At 69.0% G+C, this 12636-nt stretch carries 9 protein-coding genes and 1 riboswitch; all 9 genes read left to right on the top strand.

From position 1 onward, the window contains the following. Positions 1–84 precede the first annotated feature (84 nt). The 9 genes from D187_RS42340 (at position 85) to D187_RS42300 (ending at position 12620) form a co-directional block, all read left to right on the top strand. Complete coding sequence (locus D187_RS42340; protein WP_002620674.1) at positions 85–684, top strand: YbhB/YbcL family Raf kinase inhibitor-like protein; 600 nt, start codon at positions 85–87, stop codon at positions 682–684. A 123-nt stretch (positions 685–807) separates the two neighbouring features. Beyond that, positions 808–3315, top strand: coding sequence for a sensor histidine kinase (locus D187_RS42335; protein WP_002620673.1), 2508 nt, complete (start codon positions 808–810; stop codon positions 3313–3315). Positions 3316–3535: 220 nt separating this feature from the next. Continuing rightward, the gene (locus tag D187_RS42330; protein ID WP_002620672.1) at positions 3536–6289 is read left to right on the top strand and encodes a glycoside hydrolase family 3 protein; all 2754 of its coding nucleotides are present in this window, start codon (positions 3536–3538) and stop codon (positions 6287–6289) included. Between the two features lie 119 nt (positions 6290–6408). Next, a riboswitch (S-adenosyl-L-homocysteine riboswitch) is annotated at positions 6409–6479 on the top strand. Positions 6480–6555: 76 nt separating this feature from the next. Then, positions 6556–7974: an adenosylhomocysteinase gene (gene ahcY, locus D187_RS42325; protein ID WP_002620671.1), complete on the top strand. Its 1419-nt coding sequence runs from the start codon at positions 6556–6558 to the stop codon at positions 7972–7974. An 88-nt stretch (positions 7975–8062) separates the two neighbouring features. Beyond that, positions 8063–8752 (top strand): helix-turn-helix transcriptional regulator, encoded by a 690-nt coding sequence (locus D187_RS42320; RefSeq protein ID WP_002620670.1) that lies wholly within the window; start codon positions 8063–8065, stop codon positions 8750–8752. Between the two features lie 116 nt (positions 8753–8868). Continuing rightward, positions 8869–9240: a VOC family protein gene (locus tag D187_RS42315; protein WP_002620669.1), complete on the top strand. Its 372-nt coding sequence runs from the start codon at positions 8869–8871 to the stop codon at positions 9238–9240. Further along, on the top strand, positions 9237–9680 hold the full coding sequence (locus tag D187_RS42310) for an EVE domain-containing protein (protein ID WP_002620668.1): 444 nt from the start codon (positions 9237–9239) through the stop codon (positions 9678–9680). The genes D187_RS42315 and D187_RS42310 overlap by 4 nt, the downstream gene beginning before the upstream one ends. Before the next feature lie 257 nt (positions 9681–9937). After that, entirely contained in the window at positions 9938–11011 is a 1074-nt protein-coding gene (locus D187_RS42305; protein ID WP_002620667.1) for a prenyltransferase/squalene oxidase repeat-containing protein, read from the top strand. A gap of 472 nt (positions 11012–11483) precedes the next feature. Beyond that, positions 11484–12620, top strand: a complete 1137-nt coding sequence (locus D187_RS42300; protein WP_002620665.1) for a hypothetical protein — start codon at positions 11484–11486, stop codon at positions 12618–12620. Positions 12621–12636: the final 16 nt, after the last annotated feature.

Below are 12636 nucleotides of genomic sequence, written 5' to 3'. Positions count from 1 at the left end.
CCAGCCAGGAAGGCTCTCGCCCACCCGCCGTGTCGCTGCTTCACGGCGGGGGTGAAGCCAAGGTTGTCACGGGAGGCTTCATCCATGGAAATCGGTCATACGGTTCGGGCATTGCTGACGGGAGTTCCCCATCTCCTCCTCGGAGGCCGCTCGTCGGTCAGGGCGGGAGCCGAGCGGCTCGTGTCCTCCCGGCTCGGTGTGCGCGGACTGCCGGTGGTCATCCCCATGGACTCCGTGGCCTTCAACCCGGGCGGGCCCATTCCCAGCCGGTACACCGCGGATGGAGACAACCTCACCCCGCCCTTGTTGTGGCGGGACGTGCCCGAAGGAACGCGCTCGCTCGTCCTCATCGCCGAGGATCCCGACGCGCCCACGCCCCAGCCCTTCGTGCATTGGATCGCCCTCATGCCCCCGGATGCGCGCAGCCTGGGCATCCTGCTGAGCAAGGAGCAGGCGGCGAGGGTCGAGACGGGCCGCACGACGCTGCTGCGCACCGGCTGGGTGGGCTGCTCGCCGCCCCGTGGCGACAGCGCGCACCACTACCACTTCCAGCTCTTCGCCCTGGACCGTGAGATCCACCTCGGCTCGCGTCCGGGACGCTCCGCGCTCCTGCGCCAGATGAAGGGTCACGTGCTGGGGTTTGGTGAACTGGTGGGCACCTACCAGCGCGGCTCGCTCCACTGACACCCGGAGTGAGCCCCACCTGTTTTCCGCGAGTGCCGCATCCACGACGCTGCTATGTCGGAGGTTCATCCAGGGCGCTCGTGACGGAGTCGTCATGGCGCCACTCTCCGGGAGACGACGAGCGTGGGCGATGCGGTGTCTCGAGCAGGCCTGAACCGGGTTCGGGTCGAATGGGTCGCCGCCGCCTTCGGGCTGCTGACCGGTGTCACGATGGTCTACGTGCCCTACGAGTTCGGCACGAGCATCTTCCGCCACATCTATCCGTACATCCGGCTGATGGGGACCTCGTTCATGGTGGGCTCGGCGGCGATGCTCGTCGCCCTGCTCTACCCCGCCTGGCCCATGTGGATCGGCGGCGTCGGACGCGCGTTGTTCATGGGGACGCTCACCCTGTACTGGTGGAAGGCCACGGTGCTGGGAGGAGTCGTGACGGGGGTGATCGTCTACCCCGTGATGGGGGCGTTCCTCCTCGTCGAGAGCCTGCCCCGCTGGCGCACCCAGGGACTGTTCACCGGGTTCCTCCTGACGACCTCGGTGGCCTTCGGGGCGTTCATCCTCGTGGATCCCTCCTGGCTCGGACCGGGCTTCTATCCCGTCTACCGTCCGGTGGCCCGGCCCCTGGGTGTGCTCTTCCTCGTGGGAGGTGCCCTGCTGGGCGTGGGGTGGTGGCGCTCGAACACGCGGCTCGAGCGCGGCGCCGTGGGGATGTTGACCCTGCTCTTCGGCCAGCTGGCCTTCGTCGCGGGCTACCGCGGCACCTGGACGGGGATGCAGCTGTACTTCGTCATGACCCTGGGGGGAGCGCTGATGCTCTTCCTGCGCCGGCGGCCCGAGACGTCCAGCGTGGGCTGGCGGTTGTTCCGCGGGGTGGCGCTCGTGTCGGTGTTGCCCATCCTCGCCGTGGGCGCCCTGGCCTCGGTCTTCGCGCAGAGGGCGATCGAACGCGAGCTGCGCGACAAGGCGCGGCAGACCGTGGCGACCGAGGTCGCCCGGCTGGAGCAGACCGTGACCATGGCGCGCTTCCTGTTGCTCAGCCAGGCGCGGGATCCCGTGCTGCTGGCCATGCTGCGCGCGCGGGACGAGGAAGCGCTGCAGTCGCGGCTGCGGCTGCTGGAGTTCCAGCCCGGTCCCTTCGACGCGGCCTGGGTGCTCGATGGCGAGGGGCGACCGCTGCGCGCGCCCTCGCTGCCGAGCGACGACGCGGGAAGCAACTTCGCCTTCCGCGACTACTTCCAGCGGGGACGGACCCCGGGCGAGGCCTACCTGTCACGCCCGTTCCGCGGGGTGAATCAGCTGCCCATGGTGGCCTTCTCCACGCCCGTGGTGCTCGGCGAGGGCCAGCTGGACGTCCTGGTGGGGGGCATGGTGCTGCCGCGCATGGGACGGGAGCAGACGCCCGCCTCGCGCGACTACCGCGTGGAGATCTTCGACCGCCGTGAGGGCGAGCTGCTGCGCGCCACGAGCCAGGACAGCGTCCTCTCCCGCGCGCCCGTGATGTCCATCCTCGACGGCGCCGCGCTCACCCCCACCGAGGGCATCACCGAGGCGGTGGACGCCTCGGGCCGCAGGCTGCTCATCGCCCATGCCCAGGTGCCGGGCACGCCGTGGACCGTGTCGGTGACCGCGCCCCTGCGCCAGGCCTTCGCGGCCGTGACGCGGCTGAGCCTCATCGTGGTGCTCATCGCGCTGGCCGCCGGCGCGGTGGCGCTCCTGCTGTCGCGCTGGGTGGGGCGGGACGTGGCGCAACGCCTCACGGCGCTCCGGGATGGCTTCGCGGCGCTCGGCACGTTGCGGCTCGACCAGCCCGTTCCCGCCCGGGGTGACGATGAGCTGGCACAGCTCACCGAGGGCTTCAACGAGATGGCGGCCCGCATCGAGCGCACCCAGAAGGAGCTGCGCGAGGCCATCGACAGCCGAGATCAGTTCATGTCCATGGCGAGCCACGAGCTGCGCACGCCCCTGACTCCGCTCAAGGCCACCATCGAGCTGCTCCTGCGCCAGTGCCGCACGGGCCAGGAGCTGTCCCCCGAGCGGCTGCGCGGCACGCTCGAGCGGCTGCGCCGCCAGGTGGACCGGCTCACCCGGCTCATCGGGGACATGCTGGACGTGTCACGGCTGCAGGCCGGGCGCTTCTCGTTGCGCCGGGCCCCCATGGACCTGAGCGCCCTGTCGCGCGAGGTCGTCGACCGCATCGCGCACGCGCGTGGCGAGCCCACCGCGCCCATCTCCCTCGAGCTGCCAGATACCCCCCTGGTGGGCGTCTGGGACGAGCAGCGCCTGGATCAAGTCCTCACCAACCTGGTGGAGAACGCGGTGCGCTACTCGCGCCCCGACAAACCCATCCACGTGCGCGTGCGCCTGCTGGACGGCGGCGTGCTCATGCAGGTCGAGGATCAGGGCATTGGCGTTCCCGCCGAGAACCTGCCCCACCTCTTCGAGCCCTTCTACCGGGCCCAGAACGCCTCCGCGCACCACGCGGGAGGACTGGGACTGGGACTGGCCATCTGCCGCGAAATCGTCGAGCGCCATGGGGGCCGCATCCACGCGGAGAGCCAGGGCCCCGGCCAGGGCACGCGCTTCTCCGTCTTCCTCCCCGGCCAGGACGTGACGGATCGGGTCGCTGGCACGTGACAGCAAGGCCTTGACGCGGCAAGCCACGCCGCCGTCACGAGCGATTGCTCGTGTTCTGTTCAAAGGCAGACATCTTCACTTGGCCGTTGCGTGAGCAGTCCTTTGCCTCTAGCGTCGCCGCCGCTTCGACACGCGGTTGCTGCTCCATGGACTTTCATGTCGCATGGCCCGGAGCAGCACACGCGAGTCAGTGCACCCTACCCGACAAGTTGGAGAGTACATGGAACGGCTGTTCGCAAGGCGCAAGACTCCCGCGTGCGCGCTCGTGGCGCTACTGGCATTGACGGCGTGCCCCTCGAAACCGGAGCCGACGCCCGATCCCACCAACCCCGGCCCCGTGGATCCGCCCCCTCCCCCGCCCGAGCAGGCCATCGACAAGCCCCTGGAGCCGCTGCAGGACTGGCCCCGGGTGCAGAGCACCTTCCCTCGCGACGAGGAGATGGAGAAGCGCATCGACGCCATCGTGAGCGCGATGACGCTCGAGGAGAAGGTGGGTCAGATGACCCAGCCGGAGATCAAGAGCATCACGCCCGAGGAGGTCCGCGACTTCCACATCGGTTCGGTGCTCAATGGAGGCGGCACCTGGCCCAATGGGAACAAGGCCGCGGCGATCCAGGACTGGACGGCGCTCGCCGACAGGTACTGGGAGGCCTCGATGGACAAGACGGCCAACCCCCAGCAGATCCCCATCACCTGGGGAACGGACGCGGTGCACGGCCACAACAACGTGAAGGGCGCGACGTTCTTCCCGCACAACATCGGCCTGGGGGCCGCGCGGGATCCGGAGCTGCTCAAGCGCATTGGCGAGGTGACGGCGCGCGAGGTGGTCAGCACCGGCATCGACTGGGTCTTCGGTCCGACGCTCGCCGTGGTGCGTGACGACCGCTGGGGCCGCACCTATGAGGGCTACTCCGAGGATCCCGCCCTCGTGGCGGCGTACGGGGGGAAGATCGTCGAGGGGCTCCAGGGCCAGCTCGGCAAGGACGCCAAGGCCAACGAGAAGGTCGTCTCCACGCCCAAGCACTACCTGGGTGATGGTGGCACCCTCAAGGGCAAGAACGAGGGCATCACCTTCGTCACCGAGCGGGATCTGCTCAACATCCACGGCCGCGGCTACATCACCGCGCTCGAGGCGGGTGCCCAGACGGTCATGGCGTCCTTCAGCAGCTGGAAGGATGCCTCCAAGGGCGAGAGCGCCAAGCCCTACAAGATGCACGCCGGCAAGTACCTGCTGACGGACGTGCTGAAGAACAAGATGGGCTTCGACGGCTACGTCATCTCCGACTGGAACGCCCTGGGGCAGATCAAGCCGGACAACAGCGACTCGCCCATCAGCTGCACCGCCGCGAACTGCCCGGAGGCGATCAACGCCGGCGTGGACATGATCATGGTGCCTTCGGACTGGAAGGCCTTCATCACGAACACCCTCGCCTCGGTGAAGAAGGGGGAGATCAAGCAGGAGCGCATCGACGACGCGGTGCGCCGCATCCTGCGCGTGAAGATGCGCGCGGGCCTGTTCACCAAGCCCAAGCCCTCCGAGCGCATGACCACCGCCCAGGTCGGCACGCCCGAGCACCGGGCCGTGGCGCGCGAGGCGGTGCGCAAGTCGCTCGTGCTGCTCAAGAACAACGGCAACACGCTGCCGCTCACGCGCTCGGCGAAGATCCTCGTGGCGGGCGAGAGCGCCGACAGCCTGCGGGATCAGTCCGGTGGCTGGTCCCTGAGCTGGCAGGGCAATGACAACACGAACGAGAACTTCGGCGGGGGCACCACGCTGTGGGGCGCCATCCAGAAGATCGCCCCCAACGCCGTGCTCAGCGCCGACGGAGCGCTCGCGGACTCGAGCTACGACGTGGCCGTGGTGGTGCTCGGGGAAATCCCCTACGCCGAGGGCTACGGCGACATCGGGGACAACTTCACCCTGGAGTACTCCAACATCCGGCTGAGCAACTCCGGCGGCGCCCCCTTCAAGGGCAAGAGGGATCTGGAGCTCCTCAACAGCCTGAAGGCCAAGGGCGTGAAGAAGATCGTCACCGTGCTGTACTCGGGCCGCCCGCTCTACACCAACAGGGAGCTCAACCGCTCGGATGCCTTCGTCGCGGCCTTCCTGCCCGGCTCCGAGGGCGACGGCCTGGCGGACGTGCTGTTCAAGAAGGAGGATGGCTCGGTCCACTTCGACTTCACCGGCAAGCTGTCCTACTCCTGGCCCAAGAGCGCCTGCCAGACGGCGGTCAACCGGCTGGATGCGAGCTACGAGCCCCTCTACCCCTATGGCTACGGGCTGACCTACGCCCAGGGCCAGGAGCAGGGCGCGCTCGAGGAGGCCAGCCCGGCGAAGGGCTGCGGCGCGAGCGACCTGCCGACGGACACCACGAACCAGCCGCTGGTCATCTTCGAGCGCGGCAACCAGAACAGCTGGGTCATGCGCATTGGCGCGGATCCCAAGTGGGACATCGAAGTGCGCCAGGCCACGGGTGAGAGCACCCAGACCCTCCAGGGCGAACTCATCGCCACCCCCACGGGTGACCGCGTGGGCAGCCAGTGGGCCGGCATCGAGGCCACCTGGACGAAGGCGGGGCAGATCCTCATGCAGGCGTCCGGAGAGCGGCGCAACCTCCAGGCCTACCGCAACTCGAACAGCTCGGTGGTGTTCGACCTCAAGATGAGCGAGTACCCGACCAGTGGGGTGACCGCCCGGGTGGACACTCCGTGGCCCCAGCGGGCCGAACTCGACGTCACCGAGGCCTTCAAGGCGCTGCCCCTCGGGGAGTGGACGGAGGTCGCCCTGCCGCTCGTGTGCTTCAGGGATGAGAACGTGAACTACCAGGAGGTCGACACGCCCCTGCTGCTCACCACCTCCGGCACGATGAAGCTGACGATCGCCAACATCCGCTGGGTGCCGAACAAGCCGGGCACGGTCACGTGCGCGAGCACCCCGGCCCCGGTGGCATTCCCCGGGAACGGGCAGCCGTAGTCCTCGTTCGATGCGCTCCCCGGGCGGGGTGGGAAGGAGCCGGGCGGGTCGGCCCCCCTTCCCTCCCCGCCTTTTATTGTCCCCTGGTGACGGACGACGACCTTGAGGTAGGGTGCGCGCACCCTGAGGAGCGCTGCAACGGGGAGGACTCCCCGCCAGGCTCAGGTTCCCGTAACGGCGCTCGCTGACTCGTGGCTTCCGAGGCCCGGGTGTGGCGAGCAGCTCCCCGCCCCATCCGGCCCCTGCCGCCACGCAGGAGCAACCGCATGAGGGCTGTCGTCGATTTGAACAAGTTCACGGATTACAAGGTCGCGGACATCAAGCTGGCCGAGTGGGGCCGCAAGGAGATCGCGATCGCCGAGACCGAGATGCCCGGCCTCATGGCGATCCGCGACGAGTACGCCAAGAGCCAGCCGCTCAAGGGCGCGCGCATCGCGGGCTCGCTGCACATGACCATCCAGACCGCGGTGCTCATCCAGACGCTGGAGGCACTCGGGGCGGAGGTGCGCTGGGCCTCGTGCAACATCTTCTCCACGCAGGACCACGCCGCGGCCGCCATCGCCGCGGGCGGCACCCCCGTGTTCGCCTTCAAGGGCGAGACGCTGGAGCAGTACTGGGACTACACGCACCGCATCTTCGAGTGGGCCGATGGCGGCTCGCCCAACATGATCCTCGATGATGGCGGCGACGCCACGCTGCTGCTCCACCTGGGCAGCAACGCGGAGACGGATGCGTCGGTGCTGGCCAAGCCGGGCAGCGAGGAGGAGACGATCCTCTTCGCCGCCATCCGCAAGCGCCTGGAGAAGCAGCCGGGCTGGTACTCCAAGACGCTCAAGAACATCCAGGGCGTCACCGAGGAGACCACCACGGGCGTGCACCGGCTCTACCAGATGGCGAAGGAGGGCCGGCTCAAGTTCCCGGCCATCAACGTCAACGACTCGGTGACCAAGTCCAAGTTCGACAACATCTACGGCTGCCGCGAGTCGCTGGTGGACGCCATCAAGCGCGCCACGGACGTGATGATCGCGGGCAAGGTGGCCGTGGTGGCCGGCTACGGCGAGGTGGGCAAGGGCTCGGCGCAGGCGCTGCGCGGCCTGCAGGCCCAGGTGTGGGTCACCGAGATCGATCCCATCTGCGCCCTGCAGGCGGCGATGGAGGGCTACCGCGTGGTCTCCATGGACTACGCCGCGGACAAGGCCGACATCTTCGTCACCGCCACGGGCAACTTCCAGGTGCTCACCCACGAGCACATGAAGCGGATGAAGAACAACGCCATCGTGTGCAACATCGGCCACTTCGACAACGAGATCGATGTGGCGAGCCTCAAGCAGTACAAGTGGGACAACATCAAGCCGCAGGTGGACCACGTCATCTTCCCGGACAACAAGCGCATCATCCTGCTGGCCGAGGGCCGGCTGGTGAACCTGGGCTGCGGCACCGGCCACCCCAGCTACGTGATGAGCTCCTCCTTCGCCAACCAGGTGCTGGCGCAGCTCGAGATCTTCACCAAGCCGGGCCAGTACAAGCCGGGCGTGTACATGCTGCCGCGGCACCTGGATGAGAAGGTGGCGCGCCTGCAGCTGTCCAAGCTGGGCGCGGAGCTCACCCAGCTCACCCCCGAGCAGGCGAAGTACATCGGCGTGACCCAGGAGGGTCCGTACAAGAGCGACCACTACCGCTACTAGAGCGGCTGGAGCCTCGGGGGGGGCGGAGGCGCACGGTCCGGCGCCCCGCCCGTCCCCCCGGGGCTCTCTCTCGTGGAAGATTCCCCCCGTGTCCCGAGCTGAACGACTCCTCGAGCTGCTCCAACTCCTCCGCCGACAGCGGGGTCCGGTGAGCGGCGCGGTACTCGCCGACAAGCTCGGCATCAGCCTGCGCACGCTCTACCGCGACATCGCGAGCCTCCAGGCCCAAGGGGCCGGGATCGAGGGGGAGCCCGGGTTCGGGTACATCCTCCGTCCGGGCTTCATGCTCCCGCCGTTGATGTTCTCGGAGGAGGAGCTCGAGGCGCTCGTGCTCGGCTCGCGGTGGGTGGCGCACCGGGCGGATGACCGGCTTGGGCTCGCCGCGCGGGACGCGCTGGCCAAGATCGCCGCCGTGCTCCCGGAGGACCTGCGGGATGACCTCGAGTCCTCGACGCTGCTCGTGGGTCCGGGTGAGCCGCTCGTGGCCGGAGACCTGGACCTGGGGACCGTGCGGCGGGCCATCCGGGAGGAGCGCAAGCTCGTCATCACGTACCGCGATCTCAAGGAGGCCGAGAGCACGCGGACGATCTGGCCCTTCGCGCTCGGCTTCTTCGACCGCGTGCGCGTCATCGTCGCCTGGTGCGAGCTGCGCCAGGGGTTCCGGCACTTCCGCGCGGATCGGCTCACCACGCTGACGCCTTCACAGACGCGCTATCCGCGCCGGCGCCAGGCGCTGCTGCGCGAGTGGCGGGAGCACACGCGCATCCCTCCCCAGTAGCGCCCGCTCGCTGCTGACAGAATCTGACAGGGGCATCTCCTATGACGGTTCCCGCCGGACGGGTTCTCCCCGCTCCGGCGAAGACGTTCCCCTTTTCGTCACCCCGGAGAGTCACCATGGCCGAGCCCAACTTCGTCCTTCTCTACGTCGACAGCCCGCCCGTCAGCGCCGCCTTCTACACCGATCTGCTGGGACGGCCGCCCGTCGGGTCCTCGCCCATCTTCGCCCTGTTCATCCTGTCGTCGGGAGGAAAGCTGGGGCTCTGGTCGAAACACACGGTGGAGCCCGCCGCCACGGTGACGGGCGGCGGCGGTGAGTTGGCCTTCGCGGTCGCCGATGCCGACACCGTCCGTGCGATGCACGCCGATTGGCGGGGGCGTGGGCTGACCATCCTCCAGGCGCCGACCGACATGGACTTCGGCCACACGTTCGTCGCCATCGATCCCGACGGCCACCGCCTCCGGGTCTACGCTCCGAGCGCGTCATGAGCCGCGATTGGATCGCGGTGGCCTCGGCCGAGCACGTCCTGCGCGGTCGCGAGGCGGGCTTCATGCAGGTCTGTCACGGCAAGGCCGCGCCGCTGCGCCGCCTCCAGCCGGGAGACCGCGTCATCTACTACTCGCCGACCGTCTCGTTCCAGGGCAAGGACAGGCTCCAGGCCTTCACGGCCCTGGGCCTCGTGAAGGCCGGAGAGCCCTATGTCTTCGACATGGGCGGGGGCTTCCGTCCGTTCCGCCGGGACGTGACCTGGCTTCCAGCACGCACCGCGCCAATCCAGCCCCTGCTCGAGTCCCTCGACTTCTCGGCGGGGCGACGCAACTGGGGCTACCAGCTTCGCTTCGGGCTGTTCTCCATCAGCGAGCATGACCTGCGGCTCATCGCGCGGGCCATGGGGGTGCGGCTTCAGCCGATGGAGCAAGCCGCCTGAGCACGGGATGTCTCCGGGGCCCGCGTCATCCGAGGGCCCCGCTCCCCAGGCCCGGGAGAACTCGCGAATTCCTCGCGTCCTCTAAAATTGTCTGCCTGGGCCGGATTTCGGAGCGCGTCTGACCGATCGAAAAGATCGCCGCGCGCCTTGAAGCCAGCCATACTGGAGCCGAAGGCACCTTCATCGGCCGCCGGGTCCTCGGGCCCCGAGTGTCCATGAAGCGCCGAAGGGTCGGACGACCTGGGGGGAGGACGCGGATGCAAGCCATTCGACAAGAGGAGCCGGAGCTGGAAGGCACGGTCCACGAGGCGCTCGCGAGAGCCCGGCGAGCCCTGGAGCAGGCGCAGAAGGCGGATGGGCGCTGGTTGGATTTCCGCTTCCGGTTCGTGGTGGGAGACCGGGACGTCATCAGCTCGCAATGGGTCACCGCCTATGTCGGACAGGCATTGGCCCGGGTGGGCGCGGACCCGGCCGTGTTGCGGCGGGCGCGTGACTGGTTGAAGGCGCATGCTCATAAGGAGGGGGGCTGGGGCTTCAGTCTGGCCACCCCCGCCGACGCCGACTCCACCGCCAACGTGGTGCACTTCCTCTCACACACCCGGGGCGAGCCCTCCGACGAGGCGGCGCTCGCCGAGGCCTGCGCGCAGCTCTTGCGCTACTGGGACGAGGCCGAGGGGGGCTTTCGCACGTACCTCCCCGCCGAGCGGCCCTCCCTGGACGGTTGGGCCAGCTATCCGGGGAGCAGCTGGTGTGACGTGCACCTGTGCGTGAGCGCCCTGGCTGGACGGGTGCTGCACGCCGTGGAAGCGCCGCGTCATCGGCCCGTGCTCGAGGCCTGTACCCGCCGGGTGCGGCAACACCAGTCACCCGAGGGCTTCTGGGACGCCTATTGGTGGCACGGCCGGACGTACACCACCCGCCACGCGGCGGAGCTACTCCAGCTCGAGGGGGACACGTCCGGGGCGGTGGCCCGCGCGGTGCGCTGGACGCGGGACACCCAGCGGGAGGATGGGGGCTGGGGCAACGGCATCGGGGGCGCGTCCACGGCGTTCGACACCGCGCTCGCCCTCGCCACGCTGCGGCTCGACCCCGGGCCCTCCCGTGACGCGCTGCGCTCCGGCCTCCACTGGTTGGTGCGGACCCAACGGCCCGAGGGGGACTGGGACAGCGCCCCCCTCATGCGGATGCCACGCCCCGGGGAACACGCGCCCTGGGAGGATCCCCAGGGCTGCCTCCTGCTGCCCGTGCTCACGGATCGCAACCGGCTCTTCACCACCGCCACCGTGGTGTCGGCCCTGGCGGATTGTCTCGATGGGCCTCGTCCCGGATGAGGACTCTCAAGGCAATCCAATACAGCGCGCCTGTCCCGTCTTTCCGTACTCCAGACGGGTTGATTTCTGACCCAGGGGAGGTCACCAATGACTTACAAAAAAAGAGAGGCGAGCACTTTGACTTCTCATTGGCTGCTCTTTATTCTTCTAATCACTTTCGGCGGACGGAATGACTGACCGCCGGAAGCCAACCTGGACAGATACTCGTCCCCCCATCCAGGACCACTATCCCCAGTGAGGCAATGCCATGAGCAACGAGACCCTCTCCGAGCAGCCTGTCAATCTCACCGAGCTGAGCGATGAAGCGCTGGATGACCTCATCTCCGGCGAGGCGCAGGAATTGAGCAACACGCAGGCCTGGCAGTAATCCATACCCGACACCCTGTCGTTTCCACGGACGGGCGCCCTGAACGCGCCCGTCCGTTGTTTGTTTGGACGTCCAGGGTTGTCAGGCATTGAGGGAGGGGGGCCCATGAGCGATGCATTGGATGCGTACCTGAGACTCGCCGCGCCGCACCTGTCCCCCGAGCTCGTCTCGCCCGAGGCGTTCGGGAATCTCCAGCGGATCGCCCGGCAGCTCCCGCCCGCCTCCGCCTCCGGCTTCGAGTGCCGGCTGGGTCAGCCCCAGGCGCTGGCGGATCTGGGCGTGAGGTTCCTCGCCGCGGATGGCAGCCGCGCGGTGCTCGCCGGACGGGGAGACCCCGGAGGGCGCTTCGGGCTCTCGCGTTTCACCCACCCCGTCTGGGAGCGCCTGCGGCGCTTCGGCGCGCGCTGGGACGAGCCGGGCTCACGGCTCGCGCGGGAGATTGGCGACATCTTCCTGGAGTTCGACGTCGAGGGGACGCCCGAGCAGGAACCCATCCCCTCCTTCTTCATCGAGTACGAGCGGGGGGCGACGCGCGATCTGGAGATCATGGAGGAAGCCCTCGCCCTGCTGTGGGGCGAGCCGCTGGCTCCCGCCGTCCGGGAGCGGGTGGTGGCCTGTCTCGAGGCCTTGCCATCCGGCGGCCAGGTGTCGGCCGTGGGGGCCATGTTCTCGCGCCGCTTCGAGGGGGTGCGGCTGTGCCTGCATGGCCTGTCGCCGGACACCCTGCCCGGCTACCTCGAGCGCGTCGGCTGGCCGGGAACCTCCGCCGAGTGGGAGCCGCTGCTGTCGGCGGTGGCGCCTCGCGTGGAGCGGCTGGCGCTGAGCCTGGATGTGGGCGGCACCGTCCAGCCCCGCCTGGGCGTGGAGTGCCATCTGGCGGAGAGCCTGCACGAGGCGGACACCGCGCGCTGGTCGGCGCTGCTCGAGGTGCTCGAGGCGAGGGGCCTGTGCCTGCCCAACAAGCGGCGGGCGCTCGTGGACTGGGTGGGTCATCTCCACCTGCGCTCGCGGCCCGAGGCCCTTCCCGCCCACCTGAGGACCTTGTCCGCGGGACTGGGCCCTCACGCACTCCCCGTCTTCCTGCGGCGGATCAACCACGTGAAGCTCGTCTTCCAACCCGGCCGCCCTCCCGAGGCCAAGGCCTACCTCGCGCTCATCCAGCGCTGGCTGGGTCAGGATCGGCGGCGGGGACGCTATGTCTTCGGAGACCTCGACGAAGTCCGCGCCTCACTCGCCCCGTGAAGCCCTCGCCTCCTCC

This window comes from Cystobacter fuscus DSM 2262, from assembly GCF_000335475.2.
Classification (GTDB): Bacteria; Myxococcota; Myxococcia; order Myxococcales; family Myxococcaceae; genus Cystobacter; species Cystobacter fuscus.
This window is presented reverse-complemented; position numbering and strand designations above follow the sequence as displayed.